Annotated in this window: 26 protein-coding genes; 11 read left to right on the top strand and 15 right to left on the bottom strand. The window is 66.4% G+C overall.

The window, feature by feature from the left end:
- Positions 1–20: 20 nt before the first annotated feature.
- The 3 genes from CH271_RS10110 to CH271_RS10100 all read right to left on the bottom strand — a co-directional run bounded on the left by CH271_RS10110 (position 21) and on the right by CH271_RS10100 (position 2288).
- On the bottom strand, positions 21–725 hold the full coding sequence (locus tag CH271_RS10110) for a TMEM165/GDT1 family protein (protein WP_037186607.1): 705 nt from the start codon (positions 723–725) through the stop codon (positions 21–23).
- A gap of 207 nt (positions 726–932) precedes the next feature.
- Positions 933–1460, bottom strand: a complete 528-nt coding sequence (locus CH271_RS10105) for a hypothetical protein (protein ID WP_037186605.1) — start codon at positions 1458–1460, stop codon at positions 933–935.
- Positions 1461–1664: 204 nt separating this feature from the next.
- Positions 1665–2288 carry a superoxide dismutase gene (locus tag CH271_RS10100; protein ID WP_037186603.1) on the bottom strand — a complete coding sequence of 208 codons (624 nt, stop codon included), beginning with the start codon at positions 2286–2288 and terminating at the stop codon, positions 1665–1667.
- Between the two features lie 338 nt (positions 2289–2626).
- Between CH271_RS10100 and CH271_RS10095 the strand changes: the two genes are divergently transcribed.
- Positions 2627–3688 carry an acyltransferase family protein gene (locus tag CH271_RS10095; protein ID WP_094633517.1) on the top strand — a complete coding sequence of 354 codons (1062 nt, stop codon included), beginning with the start codon at positions 2627–2629 and terminating at the stop codon, positions 3686–3688.
- A 93-nt stretch (positions 3689–3781) separates the two neighbouring features.
- Here the strand turns inward: CH271_RS10095 and CH271_RS10090 are convergent, their stop codons facing one another.
- Positions 3782–4708, bottom strand: a complete 927-nt coding sequence (locus tag CH271_RS10090) for an LLM class F420-dependent oxidoreductase (RefSeq protein ID WP_179274785.1) — start codon at positions 4706–4708, stop codon at positions 3782–3784.
- A 286-nt stretch (positions 4709–4994) separates the two neighbouring features.
- Here CH271_RS10090 and CH271_RS10085 point away from each other — a divergent pair, with 286 nt between their 5' ends.
- The 4 genes from CH271_RS10085 (at position 4995) to CH271_RS10070 (ending at position 8084) form a co-directional block, all read left to right on the top strand.
- Positions 4995–5345, top strand: coding sequence for a rhodanese-like domain-containing protein (locus CH271_RS10085; protein WP_179274758.1), 351 nt, complete (start codon positions 4995–4997; stop codon positions 5343–5345).
- 168 nt (positions 5346–5513) lie between these two features.
- On the top strand, positions 5514–6392 hold the full coding sequence (locus CH271_RS10080; protein WP_179274757.1) for a DUF4328 domain-containing protein: 879 nt from the start codon (positions 5514–5516) through the stop codon (positions 6390–6392).
- Positions 6389–7162 (top strand): glycerophosphodiester phosphodiesterase, encoded by a 774-nt coding sequence (locus CH271_RS10075; RefSeq protein WP_094633465.1) that lies wholly within the window; start codon positions 6389–6391, stop codon positions 7160–7162. Before CH271_RS10080 ends, CH271_RS10075 begins: the two co-directional genes overlap by 4 nt.
- A gap of 10 nt (positions 7163–7172) precedes the next feature.
- Complete coding sequence (locus tag CH271_RS10070; RefSeq protein WP_037186590.1) at positions 7173–8084, top strand: DUF5926 family protein; 912 nt, start codon at positions 7173–7175, stop codon at positions 8082–8084.
- Positions 8085–8187: 103 nt separating this feature from the next.
- Here CH271_RS10070 and CH271_RS10065 read toward each other — a convergent pair whose 3' ends face one another.
- From CH271_RS10065 to CH271_RS10045, 5 genes are all read right to left on the bottom strand, one after another.
- The gene (locus CH271_RS10065) at positions 8188–8742 is read right to left on the bottom strand and encodes a ferritin (RefSeq protein WP_037186588.1); all 555 of its coding nucleotides are present in this window, start codon (positions 8740–8742) and stop codon (positions 8188–8190) included.
- Between the two features lie 112 nt (positions 8743–8854).
- Positions 8855–9415, bottom strand: a complete 561-nt coding sequence (locus tag CH271_RS10060; protein ID WP_094633464.1) for a ferritin — start codon at positions 9413–9415, stop codon at positions 8855–8857.
- A 68-nt stretch (positions 9416–9483) separates the two neighbouring features.
- Positions 9484–10755, bottom strand: a complete 1272-nt coding sequence (locus CH271_RS10055; protein ID WP_256986349.1) for an LCP family glycopolymer transferase — start codon at positions 10753–10755, stop codon at positions 9484–9486.
- Between the two features lie 355 nt (positions 10756–11110).
- Complete coding sequence (locus tag CH271_RS10050; protein ID WP_037186584.1) at positions 11111–11920, bottom strand: CPBP family intramembrane glutamic endopeptidase; 810 nt, start codon at positions 11918–11920, stop codon at positions 11111–11113.
- 34 nt (positions 11921–11954) lie between these two features.
- Positions 11955–12725, bottom strand: a complete 771-nt coding sequence (locus CH271_RS10045; RefSeq protein ID WP_094633463.1) for a DUF2470 domain-containing protein — start codon at positions 12723–12725, stop codon at positions 11955–11957.
- Between the two features lie 261 nt (positions 12726–12986).
- On the opposite strand from CH271_RS10045, the gene CH271_RS10040 reads away from it, so the two are divergent.
- Genes CH271_RS10040 through CH271_RS10030 form a run of 3 tightly spaced genes read left to right on the top strand, consistent with a single transcriptional unit; the run spans position 12987 to position 15313 of the window.
- Positions 12987–13709, top strand: coding sequence for a hypothetical protein (locus CH271_RS10040; RefSeq protein WP_094633462.1), 723 nt, complete (start codon positions 12987–12989; stop codon positions 13707–13709).
- Positions 13710–13718: 9 nt separating this feature from the next.
- Entirely contained in the window at positions 13719–14651 is a 933-nt protein-coding gene (gene pheA, locus CH271_RS10035) for a prephenate dehydratase (RefSeq protein WP_037186577.1), read from the top strand.
- On the top strand, positions 14648–15313 hold the full coding sequence (locus CH271_RS10030) for a histidine phosphatase family protein (protein WP_094633461.1): 666 nt from the start codon (positions 14648–14650) through the stop codon (positions 15311–15313). Before pheA ends, CH271_RS10030 begins: the two co-directional genes overlap by 4 nt.
- Here CH271_RS10030 and CH271_RS10025 read toward each other — a convergent pair.
- From CH271_RS10025 to CH271_RS10010, 4 genes are all read right to left on the bottom strand, one after another.
- Positions 15310–16134 carry an ESX secretion-associated protein EspG gene (locus CH271_RS10025; RefSeq protein WP_143546030.1) on the bottom strand — a complete coding sequence of 275 codons (825 nt, stop codon included), beginning with the start codon at positions 16132–16134 and terminating at the stop codon, positions 15310–15312. The two genes, CH271_RS10030 and CH271_RS10025, sit on opposite strands and share 4 nt — an antisense overlap.
- The gene (locus CH271_RS10020; protein ID WP_256986337.1) at positions 16131–17309 is read right to left on the bottom strand and encodes a PPE family protein; all 1179 of its coding nucleotides are present in this window, start codon (positions 17307–17309) and stop codon (positions 16131–16133) included. The genes CH271_RS10025 and CH271_RS10020 overlap by 4 nt, the downstream gene beginning before the upstream one ends.
- A 75-nt stretch (positions 17310–17384) precedes the next feature.
- On the bottom strand, positions 17385–17696 hold the full coding sequence (locus CH271_RS10015; RefSeq protein ID WP_037186570.1) for a PE family protein: 312 nt from the start codon (positions 17694–17696) through the stop codon (positions 17385–17387).
- An 89-nt stretch (positions 17697–17785) separates the two neighbouring features.
- Positions 17786–18352, bottom strand: coding sequence for a histidine phosphatase family protein (locus CH271_RS10010; protein ID WP_094633458.1), 567 nt, complete (start codon positions 18350–18352; stop codon positions 17786–17788).
- A gap of 244 nt (positions 18353–18596) precedes the next feature.
- On the opposite strand from CH271_RS10010, the gene CH271_RS10005 reads away from it, so the two are divergent.
- A complete protein-coding gene (locus CH271_RS10005) occupies positions 18597–18791 on the top strand; it encodes a CbtB domain-containing protein (RefSeq protein WP_037186564.1) in 195 nt (64 codons plus the stop codon).
- Positions 18782–19582: a CbtA family protein gene (locus CH271_RS10000; protein ID WP_094633457.1), complete on the top strand. Its 801-nt coding sequence runs from the start codon at positions 18782–18784 to the stop codon at positions 19580–19582. Before CH271_RS10005 ends, CH271_RS10000 begins: the two co-directional genes overlap by 10 nt.
- Positions 19583–19768: 186 nt before the next feature.
- Here CH271_RS10000 and CH271_RS09995 read toward each other — a convergent pair whose 3' ends face one another.
- Both CH271_RS09995 and CH271_RS09990 read right to left on the bottom strand, forming a co-directional pair.
- Complete coding sequence (locus tag CH271_RS09995) at positions 19769–20101, bottom strand: metallopeptidase family protein (RefSeq protein WP_094633456.1); 333 nt, start codon at positions 20099–20101, stop codon at positions 19769–19771.
- A gap of 13 nt (positions 20102–20114) precedes the next feature.
- Positions 20115–21200 carry a septum formation family protein gene (locus tag CH271_RS09990; RefSeq protein WP_094633455.1) on the bottom strand — a complete coding sequence of 362 codons (1086 nt, stop codon included), beginning with the start codon at positions 21198–21200 and terminating at the stop codon, positions 20115–20117.
- A gap of 34 nt (positions 21201–21234) precedes the next feature.
- Between CH271_RS09990 and CH271_RS09985 the strand changes: the two genes are divergently transcribed.
- Positions 21235–21627 carry an ankyrin repeat domain-containing protein gene (locus CH271_RS09985; RefSeq protein ID WP_094633454.1) on the top strand — a complete coding sequence of 131 codons (393 nt, stop codon included), beginning with the start codon at positions 21235–21237 and terminating at the stop codon, positions 21625–21627.
- Position 21628: the final 1 nt, after the last annotated feature.

Here is a 21628-nt window from a genome sequence, read left to right as displayed (position 1 = left end):
GAGAGGAGTGTAAACCAACGTCAGGCGCGCTCGATGGTGTCCTGCTTCTCCGATTCCCTTGCTGCCCTGGTGCGGGAGCGCCGGACGAACACGGCGACGACGACGGCGGAAATCGCGACGACCGCGCCGGCAGCGATGTACGGGGCTGCAGTACCTGGCATCAGGCCCTCGAAGAACAGGACGGCACCGAAGACGAAGAACAGGATGGCCGCGCCGTACTGGATCATGCGCTCCGGCAGGTGCTTTCCGAGTACCGCGCCGACCACGATGGCGAGAGCATCGGCGGCGACCATGCCGATGGTCGAGCCGATCCACACACCCACCCAGTCGTTGTCGGCGGCGAGAGTGACGGTGGCCAGCATCGTCTTGTCGCCGAGCTCGGCGAGGAAGAACGCCGACGCGATTGCGAGGAAGGCGGATTTGGTGACCCGGGAGGCTTTCGCGCCTTCGTCGTCGGACAGGGAGTCGCCGCGCAGCGTCCAGAGCCCGAAGATGACGAACGCGATGCCGCCGACGATGGAGATCGCCTCGGTGGGGATCGACACCCCGAGGAAGTGGCCGACCGCGACCGAGACCAGGTGCACGACGGTGGTGGCAACGGTGATGCCGCCGATGACGACGTACCACTTGTAGCGCAGGGCGAACGTCATGGCCATGAGCTGGGACTTGTCACCCAGCTCGGCGACGAAAATGACAGCAAAACTCAGCAACAATGCGGACAGCACAGCAGACTCCTCGGTCGTCGAATGGACCGAAGGTCTCGCCCACCGGAACTGGCCGGTTCAGGTGCCGGGTCGCAATGAGCGACCAGTATGTCGACACGATGATTGGGGGCTACTCCCCTTCGCTGCACACGACTTTAGGGGCCTCGCCGCGAAATGTCCAATGCGCCAATAAGTTTGGGTTCCCGAAAATTCGAGTGCGGACGGCGGTCAGGATGCGAGGAGCATCGCCAAAACTGCGGTGTCGGGATCGCTGATGGGATCGAGACCCACCCGGCTGACCATCGAGGTGACGGTGCCGTCGGATTCTGCCTCGACCCAGGCCGCGCGATGATCGAGCCCGAGGTGTGGCAGGCCGGGGAGCAGAACGCAACCGGACGCAGCGCCCGCGCACTCAGGGAGCGTCGGGGTCGTCTCCGACGGTGGATGCAGCATCAGCAACGCGGCAGGTTGATGTGCGGCGAACCGTCCGGGAGCCAACGCGAAGTCCCCGATCACCGGACCCTCGGCGACGACCAAACCGACCGTCCCCGGCGCGGGGTCGTCGGGCAATTCCTCACGCACCCCGAAGACCGTCGACGTCGCCAACAGGCCCGGCATCGAGGCCACCCGCACAGCGAGGGCCAGGAACTGTGCCCATTCCTTGGTGGTGTCCGGCCAGCGGCCGGAGATCACGAATCCGCGCAGCAGACCGGCGGCATGAAACGGTGAAACACCGATGAGATCTCGCTCGTCCATCTCGATCGTTCCTCCCAGACAGGTACAGGGCTCGAAGCCGGGTACACGACGTTGGGTAGGAAGAGAATGACGCGAAAACGGCTGGCACACAAGATGGGGAGAGTGCCAGCGGGCTCCCCCTTCGAAGCGTCAATGGACCACTGCACCCGTCTGAGCGGGGCAATGGTCCATTGACGCTGTCGGTGAAGCGAGTGGTGCGAAGACTTACGGGAAGATCAGACCCGGGGTCTTCGACGTTGCGGCCTCGAAACGAGCCTGGACGTCGGCCCAGTTGACGACGTTCCAGAACGCCTTCACGTAATCGGCCTTGACGTTCTTGTACTGCAGGTAGAAGGCGTGCTCCCACATGTCGACCTGGAGCAGCGGGATGATGCCCAGCGGCACGTTGGCCTGCTGATCGTAGAGCTGGAAGGTGAGCAGCTTCTTGCCCAGCGAGTCGTAGCCCAGAACTGCCCAGCCGGAGCCCTGCAGGCCGTTGGCGGCAGCGGTGAACTGTGCGCGGAACTTGTCGAACGAACCGAACTGGTCGTCGATCGCGGCACCGAGCTCACCCTCGGGCTTGTCGCCACCGTTGGGCGAGAGGTTCTTCCACCAGATGGAGTGGTTGACGTGGCCGCCGAGGTGGAACGCGAGGTTCTTCTCGAGCAGGAAAATGGCTGCATGATCGTCGTTGTCACGCGCTGCGGCGAGCTTTTCGACCGCGGTGTTCGCGCCTGCGACGTAGGTGGCGTGGTGCTTGGAATGATGAAGCTCGTTGATCTCGCCCGAGATGTGCGGCTCGAGGGCGGAGTAATCGAAATCAAGGTCGGGCAAGGTGTACTCGGACACGTGGTTCCCTTCTCTAACGACGCCGTACCCATCGTGTGATGCGGGCACGTTCGTCCTACTGCGGATCTTTCGTAGGGTTCAACCCAATCTCATTCCTACCCTCAGTGCAACAGTTGTAACCGAGATGCTTTTCTCGGAATAAATTCGTGTGAACGTCGCAGTCGAATTGTTCGACTGTGAATCCGCTCCGAATATCACGAAACAGTTGCGGAGCGACTGCGGATTGGTCCAATACATGAACGGAACCTAAACTCGCGGGTGTGAACGGGGACCGACCGAGCCAGAGCACGGTCGACGAGTCCGCCTCCATACAGCGCGTCGACGCACCCCGAGTCCAGATGGACGGTGCCGACCTCCTCCGCGTCATCGCCGTCCTCGCGGTGTTGTACTCCCACATTTCGTTCTATCTGCTCGACGACATCGGCGGCGGCTGGTGGATGATCGACGTCGTCAACACCGTTCTCATCGAGGACGCAGGCCTCAACCTGCACCTGTCCTTCGTCGGCGTCAGCATCTTCATGCTGCTGACCGGCCTGCTGATCACCCGATCCGCCATGCGGCAATCGCGTCGGGACTTCATGGTCGCCCGCCTCGCCCGCCTCGTCCCGGCCCTCTGGTTCGCCATCGCCATGGCCGTCATCCTCGTCAAGCTCGGCCTCAACGGGATGTTCAGCGGCCAACCCGGTATCACCAACGGCGAGGCGGTCCTCAGCTTCTTCCTCGGCGGCTTCTTCCTCCGACCCGAGGTCGCCGTCCTCGGTGTCACCTGGACGCTCGTCGTACAGATCGTGTTCTACCTCTACTGCATCTCGATGCGCGGGACACTGAACACCAGGCCCATCATGGTGCCACTCCTCGGCGCTGCACTGTGCGCACTGGTGATCGTCTACAACCTTTACCTGCCGCAGCCCTACACGGTCCCGTTCCTGACCAAGGTCGCAGGCGTACTCCCCACCCTGTTCCTCGGCCAGATTGCCTACCTCGGATGGGCACGCCTGATCACCTGGCGCTGGGTCGTCGTCGGCGTCATCGCTCAGATCGAAGTGATCCGACTCGCCATCGAAGTCCACACCTTCTGGATGGGCGACACCTACCTCTGGACACTGCTCGTCGTCACCGGAACCGTCCTGATACTCGCCCGATACAACGGACCCATCACCCGCTGGCCCGTCATCCGATGGATCGGCACCCGCAGCTACGCGATCTACCTGATCCACACCCTCGTGCTCTACCGGATCTACGCAACCGTCGAACCGCACCTGGGCCCCAGCGCCGCCGTCCTGGCATTCCTGGCCGGTACCGCCGCACTCGCCGAAATCATGTACCGATGGATCGAACTGCCCGCTGCACGACACATCAGCGCTCAATACGCTCGCTTACGCGCCCGATCCGCCACCTGACCGAGCCCCCCGGGTACTCAATGTGACATCCAGTGGACTTTTGGGCAGTCAATGTCACGTTGAGTGGACTCGGGCGGGCCGGTTTCTGGAGGGTCAGAGCTGCGGGAGAACCTCGGATGCGACGAGTTCGAGGTGATCGAGATCGGTGAGGTCCATGGTCTGCAGGTACACGCGTGTCGCGCCGATGGCTCCGAAGCTGCCGATTTTGTCGACGAGTTCGGCTGGGCTTCCTGCGGCACCGTTCTCCCGTAGTTCGGATACTTCGCGGCCGATGGCGGCGGCGCGTCGGGTGATGTCTTCCTCGGTGCGGCCACAGCAGAGGACGAGGGCGTTGGAGTAGACGAGGGAATCGGGGTCGCGGTCGGCGGCTGTGCAGGCGGCGCGGACGCGACCGAACTGAGTCTCGGTGTCGGCCAGCGAGGCGAAGGGGATGTTGAATTCGTCGGCGTATCTCGCTGCGAGTGCCGGGGTGCGCTTCTTGCCTCCGCCGCCGATGACGATCGGCGGGTGTGGGGTCTGCACCGGCTTCGGGAGCGCGGGGGAGTTCGTGACGGGATAGTGCGTGCCGGCGTGCGAGAAGGTCTCGCCGACGGGCGTGTTCCAGAGCCCGGTCACGACGGCCAGTTGCTCTTCGAGTCGGTCGAAGCGTTCGCCGAGCGGCGGGAACGGAATGCCGTACGCCGTGTGCTCGTTCTCGAACCAGCCGGCACCGAGACCGAGGTCCACGCGACCACCGCTCATGGCGTCGACCTGGGCGACGCTGATGGCCAGGGGCCCCGGGTAGCGGAAGGTCGCAGAGGTGACCAGCGTGCCGAGCCGAATGGTCGAGGTCTCGCGGGCCAGCCCGGCCAGGGTGATCCACGCATCGGTGGGGCCGGGGCCGCCGTCGCCGCTCATCGCGAGGTAGTGGTCGGATCGGAAGAATGCGCCGTAGCCGAATTCCTCGGCAGCCTTGGCGACGCGGAGCAGTTCGTCGTACGTGGCGCCCTGCTGCGGTTCGGTGAAGACGCGTAGCTCGATGGAAGTCATGTTCGCCAGCCTAAACAGCGGATTCACAGGACCGCAGACGGCGGCTGTGTCAAATCACCATCGATCCACAGGCCCAGTTGGTACTCGATACACCGCGAGGCCTACTCGGAGCTTTGACCTGTGGATAGAAACCGGCACGAGCCCCGATTCTGTGGATCGATCTGTGGATACTGTGGATAACTTCTGTGACTCCAGTGACATAGGTCATAGCGAGGCAGTGCTTCGGTCGCGAGGACACGGGTGGCAGCCCCGCGCGGACGCGTGACAAGATCGAGGTGTGTCTCATCCCGAGCAGTCGCCTGCCGTCACCGTCGATCGTCTCCCGGTGCCGTTCCCGCCGGCGGCCATCCTGCTCGACGTCCGCGAGGACGACGAGTGGCAGGCCGGACACGCACCTGACGCCGTCCACATCCCGATGGGCGACATTCCGTCCCGCGTCGGTGAGATCGACAACCAATCCGAGGTGTACGTCGTCTGCAAAGCCGGTGGTCGCTCGGCTCGCGTCGTCGAATACCTCAATCGCGTGGGCTACGACGCGATCAACGTCGACGGTGGGATGCTCGCCTGGCAGGCCGCTGGTCGACCGATCCAGCGCGACGACGATGCCCACGAAGCGAGAATCATCTAGATGTCGGCACCGCAGGGACGCGCTCAGGCGTTCCAGGTCTGTGCCCGCTGCAGCACCCGCTGGGCTGTAGGCGCACGGCCGGGCACCTGGTGCCCTCGCTGCCACGGCGTGCTTCTCTCACCGGTGTCGACAAGGGCACCCGCACAGGGTGCCCGAAACTTTCGATGGGTGGCCCGCCCTTCGGCCTCGTCGACAAAGTCCGAGCGTCGCAGCCGATCCGCATCCCCGACCCCGACGCCGCACTACGCCTCGACGCCCACCTGGGGATTGCGGGACATCCCGCGCGATCCCGACGCCGATCGCCGCATCGGTCGCGTCGAGCGGTACGCCGCGAATGCTCAGAACCTGGTCGTCGTCACCGCGATGTTGCTGACGCTCGCCGCATTCGCCGAAGTGTTCCGGTACGGCATCCTGCTGCACAATCGCGAGCGATTGATTTCGCCGATCACCCTGGCCGTGTCCGACGCATTGGTGTACTTCGCCCAGGTCGGCGCGCTCCTCATCGGTCTGGCGGCGCTGATCTCCTCGTCCTGCTGGCTGATCGACCAACGCAGACGCGCCTTCACCGCCGCCGGTTCCACCGATCCGCGACCGGTGCGCACGATGCTTCTGTTGTCGATGCTGCCGCTGGTCCGCATCGTGATGCCAGGGGTCTACCTCACCGAGGTGGTCCGTCTCCGCGGCGGTGCCGATGCCGACGTGCACCGCGAACTGACACTGGTTCGCATCTGGTGGGCCGTCTGGGCAGCGAGCAATGCGCTGGTCGTCGTCCAACTGCTGTGGAACCTGCGCGATTCCCTCCAGGCCCGCGCCGACGGAGTTCTGCTGTCGGCATTCGTGGCACTGGTCTCCTCGGTCTCGGCCGTGCTGACCCTGGCCGTGATGCGCCGACTCGAAGGCCGCACGCTGCGCGGCTCCGCCATGTCGCGTCCGACCCGCTGGGTGATCGCCACCGGCACCGAACAGAAGCCGAAGCAGCAGTCCGAACAACAGCAGCCCGAGGAGAAGCCGTCCGAGCGTGAACCCGAGGCGGTGACGGCGTCGTGAGTCCCGATCGGCGTGGGCCACTGGTCGTCGCGCATCGAGGTGCGTCGGCGGCCAAGAAGGAACACACTCTCGCGGCCTACGACCTCGCGCTGCGCGAGGGAGCGGACGGCGTCGAATGCGACGTGCGGCTGACCAAGGACGGCCATATCGTGTGCGTGCACGATCGCCGTGTCGATCGAACCTCGAACGGCACCGGCATCGTCAGTGAGATGGACTTCGCCGACCTCGCCCGACTGAACTACGGCTACGCCGACGAACCCGCCGAACTCCTGACGTTGCACGACCTCATCTCTCTCGTCCTTGACTGGAACAACAAGCCGGTCAAACTCTTCATCGAGACCAAGCATCCCGTGCGGTACGGCTCGCTGATCGAAAGCGCGGTGCTCGCCGAACTGCACAAGTTCGGCATCGGCGCGCCTGCGTCGGCGGACCACTCGCGGGCGGTCATCATGTCGTTCGCGCCGTCGGCCGTCTGGCGCGTACGGCGGTCGGCTCCGATGCTTCCGACGGTGCTCCTCGGCGACAGCTCGCACTACCTCGGTGGGGGAGCGGCGACGACCGTCGGCGCCACCGCCGTCGGGCCGTCCATACGGGCTCTGCGCGAGCACCCGTCCATCATCGACCGCGCAGCAGCGTCCGGCCGGGCCAGTTACGTGTGGACCGTCGACGAGAAAGAGGACGTGGACCTGTGCCGCGAACTCGGCGTCGGGTGGATCGCCACCAACCACCCCGGTCGAACGCGAGCCTGGCTCGAATCGAAGAACGTGTAGGTTTTCGGGCGTGGGTAAGAGCAAAAGAAACAGTGGACCGAAGCAGGACAGCAACCGAGCAGCGAAGCTTGCTCAGCGGGAAGCGGAACGCGCGAGCATCGAATCGGCGTCGGCTCGCCCCTTCGAAGGCCTCGCCGCCGAATGCGACCTGGTAGCGCTGCGCGAGTTCGTCCCGTCGGCTACGGCAACCGCGCCGATCACGGTGGACGGTCGCACCATCACGTTGGCCACGGTGCTACCCGGTGCCGTCGCGGCATTGGTGCGCGAAGACGCCGATACCGTCGAGGGATTCGTCGGCCTGCAGGTGCAGAACCAGTCGAAAGACGTTGCAGCAGATATCAGTAGCGCGCTCGGCTGGGCGTCCACCGCGTCCCCGGGAGAGTCGCTCGAAGCCGCGAAGATCACCGACAGCACCCCCGCGTTGACCGAGGTGCTCGACGCGTCCGCACTGCTCGAGATCACCGTCCATCAGGACTTCAACTGGTGGATTCCCGAAAGTGCCACTCCCGCAGCCGATGTGACTGCCACCGTGGAGCGCGCGAACCAGGCGATCATGCCCTCGGCGCGAATCGAGGCCGACGGCGTCGTGGCGGCCTGGTGGGTCGATGCAGGCGACAAGGCGCACATCCGGTGGGTTCGTCCGGAGAGCGAGGACGACGTGATGCTCGCCCTCGCGCGCCTGCACGCTGCGGGTGATCTCAACTTGGGTGAGGGCTCGCGCTACGCCGGTTCGTTCCGCACGCACGGGGTGCTGGTGCCGGTGTTCGATCTCGATCCCGAGATGCACCCCACCGAATGGGCAGGGCCCACAAAGGAATTCGGCGAGAAGCTGGGCGAGGCGCTGGCTGTCGACGCTCCGCTCACGGCTGCGCAGTTGCGTTCGCGCGACGGCCTACGCGGCCGCCAGGTCACTCTGCGCTAGAACGCGAGAAGGTGGCCGCCCGAACAAGAACTGCTTGTTCGGGCGACCACCTCTATGAGCGCGAGGGTTCGCGCGTTACTCGTGGGAAATTGCGACGTGCAATTTACAGCGATCCGCCGGCAACGGTGGGTGCGCCCGAGTCGGCGACCACGCTGGTGTTCATCTCGCGGGCGACGAACTGCTCGAGATCGAACAGGTTGTGGCCCGCGCGATCTGCGATGTTGAGCAGCGTCTTCATGCTGGCAACTTCCTCGACCTGCTCCTTGAGGAACCACTGCATGAACTGCTCGCCGAGGTAGTCGCCCTCTTCACGTGCGGTGCTCGCCAGAGCGATGATCTGCTCGGTGACGGTCTCTTCCTGCGCCAGCGCCAGGGCGATGGCCTCACGAGGATCGGTGAAGACGGACTTCGACGCGTCGACGCCGGTCAGCTCGACCGTGATGTCGCGATCGAGGAAGTACTGCACGATCATCATCGCGTGGTTGCGCTCTTCGACCGACTGCGCGTAGAAGTGCTTGGCCAGCTGCGGCAGATCGACATTGGCGAAGTAGACCGCGGTGGCGATGTACTGCTGCGAGGCGTTGAACTCGTTGCGAATCTGGTCGCGGAGAAGTGCGTGGAACTTGGTGTGGCTGGTTTCCTTGATGTCTGCGCTCATGCTCAGGACAATATGCCTGGTCAGAGGGCATTGTCATCCAAGTCGATCCTTATTGAGGCGAACGTTGCCTAATACAGTCGATCCTAAATGTCGTCTCTGAGCAGGGCGCAAACTACGCCCTTCCGGCTTCTTTCGGGGCATTGGTGGCGCGGATCACCGTGGAGCCGATCTCGCGAGCGACGTACTGCTCGATGTCGAACAGGTTCGATCCGGCCCGGCGAACGATGTTGAGCAGACTTTGCATCGCCGCCACCTCCTCGACCTGTTCGGTGAGGAACCAGTGGGTGAACTGCTCGCCTATGTAATCGCCCTCGGCCCGGGCAGCGCGCGCCAGCGCGGTGATCTGCTCGGTCACCGTCGACTCCTGAGCCAGCGCCAATTCCACCGGTTCGACGACCGACTGGAAGGCCGTGACCACGTCGTCGATGCCCGACGCGTCGACCTCGAGCCGATTGTCGATGAGGAAGCGGATCATCATCATGGCGTGCCGACGCTCCTCGGCGGACTGGGCGTAGAAGCGCGTGGCCAACTGCGGTAGATCGTTGCGGTCGAACCACACCGCAATCGCGACGTACTGCTGTGATGCGGTGAACTCGTGCCGCACCTGGGCGCGCAGAAGATCGTGGAACGACGCACCGGGCGTCGCGGCGGGCTGGGCAGACGGCGATGTCATGGTCCACAACCTACATTCAGGGTCGTTCCGCAGGCTCCACTCCCGCCTACCGGCTGCCCACGGGGGAGTCAGGGGCCACCGGTCAACAGTTCCGGCGGGATCTCGCGGTCCTGTGCAATGGCGTCGAAGAATGCCGGAGCGCGAGTGTCGTCCCACAGCAGTACGTTTCCGACGTCGGAGTCCTGGAATCCGCCGACGGGAACCGTCGTGGTCACCGGACCGCTGCGCATCGCCCAGGCCAGTGCGGCGAGGTTCCAGATGTGATCTCCCTCGTCGACGCTCAATGACGAGGCGGTATCGGACACCAGCGGCCACAGCCGGAACGGGTTGAGGAAAGTCGAAGCGCTGGTTGCCTTTTCCAGGAGGGCGGACATGAACGCGCGCTGATTGTTCATCCGGTCGATGTCGGCCAATGCCGTCGCGCGGGACCGCACGAATCCGAGCGCCTCGGCTCCGGTGAGATCCTGGCAGCCGGCGGCGATGTTGATGCCCGCCAACGGATCGTCGATCGCATTCTGCACGCATACGTTGACGCCACCGACCGCGTCGACGATCCCGGCGAAGCCGCCGAATCCGATCTCGGCGTAGTGATCGATGTGCACACCGGTTGCACCCTCGACCGTCTGTACCAGCAGTGGCGGACCGCCGAATGCGAAGGCCGCGTTGAGTTTGTCCTGGCCGTTGCCCGGAATCGACACGTACGAATCGCGCGGCAGGCTGACCATCGTGGGCGCGCCGCTGCCCTCGGGGATGTGGATCAGGATGATCGTGTCGGTGCGGCTCGGGCCCACCTCGCCGCCGGTCGCGAGCGAGGCTTCCTGCTCCGGCGTCAGGCCGGCTCGTGAATCCGATCCGACGAGAAGCCAGTTGGTGCCCGGGGTGTCGCCGATGCGCCCGGGATACGAGGTGAGGGCATCCACGCGCGTCAACGAGCTGTCGACGTAGTAGGCGGCACCGCCGATTCCCAGCACGAGGACCAGCAGCACGATCAGGAAGCGTCGACCCCAGCGTCTGCGCTTGCGCGGCTTCGCGACCTTCGGTGGCCGTGAATCACGCTGCGGCCGAGCGGGTTCGGGGCGTCGCAGCGCACGCTGCGCAGGTGCTGCCGGTTGCCTGCGCTCCTCGGTGAACGGCTCCGGCTGCTGACGCGGCGCATACCCGGTGCGAGCCGGTGGATCGTCCTGGGGGCGTGAATACTGACGCGTCGAATTCGGGAGATCCGACTGTGCAGATCGGGGTTCGGGTGCCTGCGACCAGGCCTGCTGAGGGCTGTGGCGTGGGAGTGGCGCCGGCCGAGGCGGCACGTCCGGCCCGGGAGTGGGGCGGCCGTCGCGTCGGATGAACTCGGTGCCCTCCGGTGGCGGCTGGTTCGGGCGATATCCACGTGGGGGCGGCTGTTGGCCGGGCGGCTGCGGACGGGGCCGTGGTGGACCCGGCTGGTGCGGGGGTGGACCTGCAGCGCGACCGGGTTGGGGCGCTGGGCCAGGCCGGGGCGCGGGATCGGGACGACCGTGCCGGCTGGGCATCGATCGGTCCGGTGGCGTGCGGTTCGGTGGGGTGCGGTCCGGTGGCGGCGTTCGACCGGGAGGCGGCGTTCGCCGGTCTGGCGCGCCGTGCCGTCCGTGGCGATCGTCGTCGTTCACGAATCGACTGTACCTACCGCCGCACGAACGACCGGGTTCCTCGACTCCCGATTCACGGGAGCCACGACAGATGTTCGCGCAGGAGGGCGTAGCCGACGAAGGCGACGATGTCGATCAGAGCGTGCGCGATCAGCAGTGGCCACAGTCTGCCGGTGCGCTGCCAGTAGCGGCCGAACACCAGACCCATGAGGAAGTTCCCCACTCCACCGCCGACGCCCTGATAGAAGTGATAGCTGCCGCGCAGCAGCGACGAGCACAGCAGGGATGCGTTCTCGCTCAGGCCGAGCCTGCGCAGGCGAGAGATCAGGTACGCCACGACGATGATCTCCTCGGCACCGGAGTTGGCCAGCGCGTACAGAATCAGTGCCGGGACGCGCCACCAGTGGTCGTCGAGGGCGCTGGGAACGACGTTCAGATTGAAACCGAGGGCGTTGCCCACGAGATACAGCGCGAGGCCGGGCACACCGATCAGTGCGGCCAGTCCGACGCCGTGACCGAGATCGATCTTCAGCCGCGGCCGGGCCAGCCCGATCGCTCGGGGTGCCAGGTCGGCTCGCCACAGCAGGTACAACCCCAGCGCGCCCCAGGCGCACAGACGCAGGATGCTCAGCAGCTGGAACAGTAGGTCGATCAGGCTGAAACTCGACCGCGACGAGTTCAGCGCAACGGTCTGATCGGACAGGGCAGCGGTCTGCAGCGCGTCCTCGACGAGCGAGAGGATGCTGCTCATACCGCTCAGGCCGAACGTCACCAGCAGCACGATCGCGATCTCGACCTTGATGGTGGTGCGTTCGCGGGCGTCGGGCGGGGGAGCCGTGCTCGCGGGCGGCGGTGGCGTCAACCAGCTCTTGAAGTCGATCACCGCACGAGTCTGCCCTGTTTCGTCGGAGGGGGTGTCAGCCCCGGGCGCGTAGTCCGTTCAGAAAGGGGCAGCCGGCGAGAACGCGCAACGCGCGACTGAGCGAGAGGACGTCCTCGACGGGCTCGGTGAACCCGAGCCGGACGTCGTTGTCGCCGCTTTCGCCTTCGATCCGCAGCCGAATGCCGTAGCGATCGATGCCGAGCGGCCGGATTCGGCCCTGCCGCAGCGACGGCGGGAGGCGTCGGGCCAATTGGGTGAGCAGGTCCGGGTGGTCGGAGTCGAGGTGCTCGAGCCAGCTGGTCTCCATCTCCCAGAAGGGATCGGGTTCGGCTGCCAGCAGCGTGTCGACGTCGACCGGCTCGGCTCCGGTGCTGTCGGCGACCACGGCGGAGGTGACGATCAGCCGCATCAGCGAGGTGGTGTGGCCGACGTCGAGAAGAGCGGGGTGCGGATGTTCGGCGGCCACCGCTCCGGCCATGGGGCGCATCAGCGAGTCCGGGACCGGGCGTAGATCGCCGCGAAGCCACACCAACGACCGCACCGGCTCCCGCAGGGCGAGCGGTGCGTGATCGGTGAGTTCGAGGACGGCGGGCGTTCCGGCACGGGAGGACTGCCAGGTCACCGCACGGTCGAGGGAGTCGGTGGGGACGGCGAGGATCATCTCCCCGTTGGGTCGCAGGTGGTGCAGGGACGTGATCACCGGGTCGCTGCCGTCGATGGCCAGGGCTGCGCCCTCGGCGCGCATGCAGGCACTGCGTACGCGTTCGGCAGTGGTCGGTCCGGTGGTGGTGGTTGCGCCGAGCATGAGCTCCTCCGATGCGATCGGTCAGGCGAGTAGGTGAGGCAAACCTAAGTTAGCGCGGTGTGGCGAGGATCGCAAGGCCGTGCGCGGGAGTGGAGCCTGCGGAACGACCCGGACCGCGGGAGTGGAGCCTGCGGAACGACCCGGACCACGGGAGTGGAGCCTGCGGAACGACCCGGACCACGGGAGTGGAGCCTGCGGAACGACCCGGACCACGGGAGTGGAGCCTGCGGAACGACCTGGACCCGGGTCTACCGTGTAGGCGTGCCGATTCCGCTGACCCTCGGTGTGCCACACCGACCCGACCCGAACGCGCTCGTCCATGGATTGCTGCAGCCGATATGCGCCGACGCTCACGCGCTGGCCGGAGCCCCGCGTGGAGCCGAGTACGGACCGCCCGTCGTCCGGGCGTCGACCCTGCTCGCACTGTCCGACTCGGACGACCACGGACGCATCGTGGTGCATCTCGACATCGACCCCGACGAGCTCCGGGCAGGTCCGACCGGCGGGTACGAGGCCGTCCGGTTCGACGTCGATGCGCCGGCCGAGCACCTCGCCGACGCACTCGCGCTGCGGTTGCCCTCGCCGCTGGTCGTCTTCCCGATGTTCGACGCGATCGACGTGGCCGAGACCGCGGAGGCCGTCGTCCTTGCCCACCGGACTCCGGGGATCAGCGTCGCCGACACCCCGCGCCGCATCGCCGACGTGCTCGCCGTGGTCTCGCACGCCGATGTGGGCTTCGTCGCCCGCGCCGACTCCGGCGACGAGGTGCTCGCGATCCTTGCGGCGACGGTGGCGTCGCTTCGCGGGGACGACATTGCCGCGGCCCTTGCTGCTCCGAACGTCGCTGCGCTGCGGGCACTCATCCCCGAGGCCGCCGAGGCGGTGCGCGAGGTGCTGCTCGGAATCGAGATCGTCGACGCCGCCCGGGCTCGCGCCCGGCTCGTCGACGTCGGTTTGATCGCTTCGGAGACGCCGACAACGTAACCTCGAGGCGTGCCTCGCATCGCTTACTTCGGACCATCGGGAACGTTCACGGAGATGGCGCTGGCGCAGTTCGAAAAGCTCGGAACCTTCGGCGCGGTCGGTCTGGACGGGGCGGTCGAGCGGGTCTCGGCGTCGAACCCGCCTGCAGCGCTCGAGGCCGTGCGATCGGGTGCGGCCGACGCGGCCGTGGTCCCCATCGAAAGCTCCATCGAGGGAGCGGTTCCACCGACGCTCGACGCGCTGTCGGAGGGCCGGCGGTTGCAGATCGTCGCCGAGACCGAGATCGAGGTGGCCTTCACCATCCTCGGCGGTCCCGGTGTCACTCTCGACTCGGCCCGCACGATCAGCGCCTATCCGATCGCACTCAATCAGGTGCGCCAGTGGCTGCAGACCGCCATGCCCGACGCCGTGGTGCAATCGGCGTCGTCCAATGCCGGTGCAGCAGAGGATGTTGCGGCCGGAATGGTCGATGCTGCGGTGTCGACGCGGCTCGCCGGTGAGCGCCTGAAGTTGCCGCAGTTGGCCGACGGGATCATCGACGTGGAGGGCGCGCGGACTCGCTTCGTGCTGGTGACCGCGCCGCAATCGGTGCCTGCGCGCACCGGCGCCGACCGCACGTCGGTGGTGCTCGAGCCGCCGAACGACCCGGGCACGCTGCCGGCAGCGTTGGCCGAGTTCGGAATTCGCAACATCGACCTGACCTTCATCGAATCACGGCCCACCCGTTCACGATTCGGAACGTACAGGTTCTTCATCGACTGTGCCGGGCACATCGACGACCCACTCGTCGCGGAGATGTTGGCCGCATTCCACCGCAAGATGCCCCTCCGGTTCCTCGGATCCTGGCCCACTGCAACAGGATCGGGCGGTTCGGTACCGCCGCCGATCGACGAACACGTGCAGTGGGTCGCAGACATTCGTGCCGGACGCGGTGATCTGTGATGGGCAAACTGATTCTGGTCCGGCACGGTCAGACGACAGCCAACGTCGCCAAGATACTGGACACCTCACCGCCGGGAGCCGAGCTCACCGAGCTGGGGCACCAGCAGGCCGACGCGTATGCGCAGACCTGGATCGGACGCCCACCCGCAGTGCTGGTGTCCTCGGTTGCGTTGCGTGCCAAGCAGACTGCCGGCTACATCGAGCGCGCGACCGGGGTTCCCCTCGTGGTGACCGAGGGAATCCAGGAGACCTTCGCAGGCGATCTGGAGGACCGCGACGATGCGGATGCGCACCGCGAATTCACCGAGATCTTCAGTCGCTGGCATGCCGGAGATCTGGCGGCGACCGTGCCCGGAGGCGACAGCGGACATTCGGTCCTGCAGCGGTACGTCCCGGTGCTCGACACTCTCCGTGCGCAGTACCTGAGTGACGACACGGCAGGTGACGTCGTCGTCGTCAGCCACGGTGCCGCAATCCGACTGGTCGCGGCGGTACTGGCGGGCGTCGAGGGCACGTTCGCGGCCGACAACCACCTCGACAACACTCACACCATCGAGCTGCTGCCGCTGCCCGACGGAGGATGGTCCTGCGCCAGATGGGGCACGTTCCTGCCGCCGTTCGAGGGCAAGGGCAGCGACAAGGCGGACAACCCGATCAGCTAGCGGAGATGCTCACCGGCCGATGCGATCAGCTCGGTCAGGGCACCGATCACTCTGCGATCCGTTGCGCCGGTCAGTGAGCTCCACGACGTGCCGTCGGCGGCGAGGGTGGAGGTGGCGACGATGCGTCCGGCTCTGGTGTCCAACAGTGCAACGGGTCTCCCGGCGACGTGGCGGGTGCCGTGTCTGCGGGCGACGGCAGTGATCTCGGTTCTGCCGGTGCAGGTGGCCATCGCCGACGCCAGGGCCGCGGCGCGGTCGTCCGCTATGCCGATACCGCGGAGGCGAGACGCGGTTGCTCCGACGTCGGTCGGTGCCGCATCGAGTGCTTCGGCCAGCAGATCGGTCGGCGCGTTGATGCTGCCCGGGTCGAACGACGCAGCCGAGCCGATCGTCGACGCGAGGGCTTCGGCCGGATCACCGTGAACGGTGCGGATGGTGACCACGTCGTCCCGCCGCACCGCCGACACCGTTGTTCGATCGTCGGATGCCACGCAGATCCGAGTGGTCGGAACGGGCTCGGCGCTCTCGACGTCGAACACGCGGGCCGAGACGTACCAGTGAGGTTGTTCGAGAACTCGTATCCACTGCCGAAGATCCTCGTGGACGAGGCCGGAGGCCAACAGCCCGGCCGAGTCGAGGGCGCAACGGCCACGTTCGAGCGCTGAATCCCGTGCAGCAACGTCGTCGAAGCGCGGGAACACGTTCAGGACGACGGGTAGCTCGGCGATCGACAGCTCGTCGACCAGGAAGTCCATCTCGTCCACACCGAGTGAGGCGATCGGCAATGTGTGGCCCACCGGCACGGTTCCCAAGTCGATCAACGGCCGTTCCCGCTGGTGTGGGGCAGGGTGGCGTGGGGCAGGGTCGGATCCGCACCGATGACGGACGGCGCGACGGTGCGGCCGTCCGCGAAGTGCTCGAACTGCTTGAGGTAGTCCGGGGTCTCGTGTTCGTCGTCCTCGGCCTGCCCGCGCGTGCCGGAGGCCGGAGCGCCGGCCGCGCCCGTTCCGCGCTGAGCGAGGCCGCCATCGGCCGAGGCTGGTGGGCCGAATGCGGTCGGACCGCTCTGGGCTGCACCGGCCGGCATCGAGCCACCACCTGTGGGACCCAATGCGGAACCGGGTATTCCGACGCCACCGCCGAGCCCGCCTGCTCCACCCGCCCCTCCGCCGAACGACACCGGACGTGTGGACGCCGGGCCGACGGCAGGAGAGGCCGAACCACCGGATGCAACACCGTGACCGCCGCTTGCTCCTGATCCGCCGGACAGTGCACTGGACCCGATGTTGGACGCGGCGGTGGCCACGGTCGACACGCCGGTACCGGCGATGGAGGTGGCAGCACTGCCGAGCTGACCCGCCGCCGCGGCGACGCCGGGGTTCTGGGTTGCGGCCATCAAGCCGCCGATCGCGGCCTGAACCGGAGACGTCATCAGCGCGCCGTTCGCGAATCTGCCGAGCCCGCTCCCGGAATCGGAGACGATGGCCGGCGGCTGATCGAACGTGGTCTTGACGATGCGGTGCGAGGAGACCAGCTCGAAGCCCTCCATCACCATCGCGGCGCGGATGTCGAGCAGTCGGTCGGCCACCTCGGCCGCCTCGTAGCTGCCGTTCATCACGCCACCGGTCGAGGCGGCGGTGACCTTCGCGGCCTGCACGGCTCCGATTTCGACGAGCGAGGGCATGGTCGCCAACGCGACACCGTACGAGGTGCCTGCGGCCGGGGCCTCGACCGAGAGCGCCGCCGCCTTGACTGCCGTGGCGGCGGTCCAGGTCGCGAAACGGCCGAGCGCAGCCTGAGCGAGCAGAGCCGACTCGCCCTCCCAGCCTGCGGTCAGAGCCGCGGTGACGGCGGCGATACTCGCCGATGCCTCGGTGAATGCCGCGGCGACCGACCCCCACGCGCCACCGGCGACGTGCAACGGCACCGGTCCGGGCCCGAGCAATCGCGTCGAGTTTCCTGTCGCCGTGCGTGGCAGCCACACCACACCTGTCACTCCGAGCGTCATCCTCTAGCCCCCATGATGTTCGAGCGTTGTGTCGAGATTCTTGCTGCGGTCGAGTTCGGTGCGTCAGATGCCGGGTAGACCGGGCAGCCCCCCGGCTGTGTCGTCGTCGGTGGCCACGTAGTCCGCGGCCTGTTTCCGCAGTTCCTCGGCCGCCCGGTGCAACTCCGAAATGCCCTGCGCTGCAGCAGGTCCGAAGGTCTCGGCTGCGGTGCCGAAGAATCGTTCGGTCAGCAGCGACACCTCGTCGGTACCGGGTGGCAGTGGCCGCACGGGGATTGCCGTCGCAGTGACAGCCGCCTGCAATCGAGCGGCGACCGCATCGAGTTCGGAGGCAGCGAGCTGCAGTGCCACCGGATCCACCTTGATGACGGTCATGAGCGAGGCTCCTTGATCGAAGAACTTTGCGCTGTCGGTAGGTAGGACGCCGCCGTGTTCGGTTCGGTTCCCTCTGCGCGAGAAAAAATTCAGTCGAACTTCTGGGCCACCGAGCCGACAGTCCACCTGCCGCCTCGACGGCTGACTGCCGTACGCGTGAGCGGGGAGACGTCGATACGCCAGAACGAAGACACCGGAGCCGCCAACACCGATACCACCACGGCTCGGACGACTGCAGGAGAGGTCACCGCCAGCGTGCGGCCGGGCGTCGATCCGACAGCATTCAGCCACGTCCCGACGCGAGAGAACAACGCATCGAGGGATTCGCCACCCGGTGGAACGAACGCCGGATCACCCAGCCAGGCCATCGCGTCGGCGTCGGGCAGATCGGTCATCTCGAGGCCGGACCACCGGCCGTAGTCGATGTCGGCCAACGCGGGTTCGATCGAGACGTCCGAGCCGAAGATGCGGGCGGTGGAGGTCGACCGGATTTCCGGTCCGGACAGGACGCGGTCGACGCGGGGTGGATCGGTCACCGCGGCGAGATCGCGCAGCCCCGCGTCGTCGAGTGGTTCGTCGCCGGGAAACCGGCCGGTGCGCATCGCCTCGGTTCTCGCGTGAGCGACCAAGATCAGTCGGGTCACGGGCGCAGTCACCCGACCATTCTGGCATCGAGCCGAAGTGGGCCGAGACAGCGATTGACACAGAGTCCAGAGCGATGCCACAGTTCGCTGGTAATACGCGATGTACGCAGGTAATCCGGTGAAAATCCGGAGCGGTTGCGCCACTGTGATCGACGTCGGGCATATGTCCGAATTCGAGAGTCAGAAAACTCGTTCATCGCATGGCCGTCCCCGTTTTCGAGCGGGGACTACGGGACGCATATCCCAGGAGGACACCATGGCAATCACTCATTCCCCCAGTAATGCGACGGAGTCGGCTGCGCTCGCCGTCATCGTCGCCGCAACGATCCTGCTCGCCTTCGTCGTGCTCTACCTCGTCGGTTTCGATCAGGGCGCGATCTCCCGCAGTGGCATGTACATGCACGAGTTGATGCACGACGGCCGCCACCTGCTGGGCCTGCCATGCCACTGACCGATACCCACGGCCCGACGCTGCAGGGCACATTCGTCCAACTCCTGCTCCGAGGTCTGCTCGCCGGACTCCTCGCGGGCCTGCTCGCCGGAGCAGTCGCCTACGTCGTCGGTGAACCGCACATCGACTCGGCCATCGCCATCGAGGAAGCAGCCGGCACCGACACCCATCACGCCGACGCAGATGCCGCCCCGGCGGCGCATTCCCACGGCGACGAGCAGGCACTGGTCAGTCGGGACGGACAACGCGTCGGACTGTTCCTGGCCACCGGACTCGCCGGCCTGGCACTCGGCGCGATCTTCGCCTCGGCACTGCACTACGGGAGACGCTTCACCGCCCTGCCCGGTTCGGTCCTCGCGCTCGTCGGGGCCGGTGCCGGATGGGTGGCCATCGAAGCAGTCCCGTTCTTCAAGTACCCGGCGAACCCGCCGGCCGTCGGAGATCCCGAGACCATCACCCAGCGCACCTGGCTGTGGTTGGCGACGGTGATTCTCGGGCTGTTGGCCGTCGCGGTCGGGATCTACGCGGCGAAGGCGGTGGCGTCGCAGACCTCGGTGGCGATGCGTGTCGGAGCGCCGTTGCTGGCGTTCTTGGTGATCGTCGGCATCGGTTATGCACTGTTGCCCACCGTCGACGAGGTCGGCGCGGACTTCCCGGCAACCCTGCTGTGGGAATTCCGCCTGTCATCGCTGGCGACCCAGGCGACCCTGTGGGTCACACTGGGATTGGGATTCGCGTTCCTCACCGATCGCGCAATGCGCCCTGTCCGCCGTGAGGCAGTCGCGGCGTAACCCCAGCGCCGCGTCAATGGACCATTGCACCGCCGAGACGTGTGCACAGTGCCATTGACGCGGTGCGGTCTGCCCGGATCGGCCGGGGTGAATGGACCATTGCACCGCCGAGACGTGTGCAATGGTCCATTCACGCGTCCGGGGGTGTGTGGTCGGAGTGAGCGGGTGGGCGATGAGCGAGTGCTGTCAGCCGAATCCGAGTTGATGCAGTCGTTCGTCGTCGATGCCGAAGTGATGTCCGATTTCGTGGGCGACGGTGATTGCAATTTCCCGTCGCGCCTCGTTCTCGTCGTCGACCATCTCGAGGATCGGTTTGCGGTAGATGGTGATGACGTCAGGTAGGTGCCCGCTGTATTCGTAGCGTTCGGTCAGCGCGATGCCCTCGTACAGCCCGAGGATGTCCTCGGTCGGGTGTTCCTCGTCGACGAGAACGACCACGTTGTCCATGAAGACGGTGAGCTCACGCGGCAGGGTGTCGAGAGCGTCGGACACCGCTTCTTCGAAGTCGACGCGGGTCATGTGCGTGGGAATGTCACCCTCCGGTGGTGATCGGTGCGGCGCCGGGCAGCGGTGTCGGCAGTGCGCGGCCGTCGGGTGCGGAGGGCGGCGGGACGGGAGCTTCACCGTTGATGAGGATGTCGCCCTTGGCGGTACCGACGATGGTCGCGAAGCCGCCGGAGTCGAGTTCCTTACCCACAGAGCACGTCACCTGGCGACTACCGGCGAGCCAGCTCGCGACGTCGATGGTGTCCCAGAAGAGGGTGAGCGTCTTGTCTCGCAGTGCGGTGTCCGAGCCGAGATAGCCATTGACGGCGTCGGTGCAGGTGCCTTCCAGATACGCGTCCTGATCGCCCTCGGCAGGGTGGCCGCCGGGGAACTGCTGCGTCAGGTTGATCACCGACGCCACCTCGAATGCGTGCGGAGCCGAGCAATCCACCGGATCGGCAGGCACGTTCTGGTTGATGCCGATGCATGTGCCGGTCGGCCATACCTTGGACTGGTCCTGGTCGAGGATCGAGCCGGTCATCTCCTCGAGTGCGCCGGTGTTCGACGGCATCTGTACTCCACACCGCAGGGTCCGCTCGCCCTTGGCCCAGCCGGCCTGACTGGGGAACATCAGCCCGACGCCGAAGCGTCCGTTGGGATCGAACTTGGCACCGACGTAGTCGTCGACGGCGGCCTCGCAGTGTTCGTCGCGCAGTTCACTGAACCGGATGGAGCCGGGATACTGCGAGCCCGGGCCGAACTCGACGCCGGGATAGACGCTCATGTCGATGTCGCGAGCCACCTCGAAGCGATGGGGATCGGCGCACGACACTTCGGCGAGATCCTGTCGGTCCGTCTCCGGATCGTCGGTGGGCGTCCACTGCAGGCATGTTCCCGGAGCGGCAGCGCCGAAGGAGGACGCCGAGACGGGCCCATCGGTCGCAGGCCCACTGGCCGTTGCATGGGTGGTGATCTTCTCGGGTGCCGAGAACCCGTCGGACAGGAAAACCGTCGCTCCCGCGGCCAGCACCGCACCGACCGCAACCATGGCGAGCCCACGTCGAGCTGTGGTTGCAGACAGTGTTCGCCGAGACTTCTCGCTCGTCGGGGAGTCTGTTTCGTATCCGGACATCGCCCACCATCATGCCCGAGTATGTTCGGTCCTCATGAGCGACCCAACGGGTGACGACGACCTCAGCGAACTCGCAGGCCGACTGTTCGCGATGGCCCGCACCGGTGACGCGGCCGCTCTGGCGAGTTACGTCGACGCGGGTGTTCCGGTGAATCTGCACAACGAATCAGGCGACACGCTGGTCATGCTCGCTGCCTATCACGGGCATGCCGACGCGGTGCGTGTGCTGGTCGAGCGCGGTGCCGATGTGAACAAACCCAACGACAAAGGGCAGACCCCGCTCGCGGGCGCAGTCTTCAAAGGTGAGGACGAGGTGGTGCGCGCGCTCGTCGACGGTGGAGCCGATCCAGACGGCGGCCACCCGTCGGCGATCGACGCCGCCACGATGTTCGGACGCGAGGACTACCTGGGGTTGCTCGGCAAGTAAG

The sequence above is a fragment of the Rhodococcus sp. 05-340-2 genome (assembly GCF_002258915.1).
GTDB lineage: Bacteria > Actinomycetota > Actinomycetes > Mycobacteriales > Mycobacteriaceae > Rhodococcoides.
The sequence above is the reverse complement of the archived record's forward strand: the minus strand, read 5'-3'. Positions and strand labels throughout refer to the sequence as shown.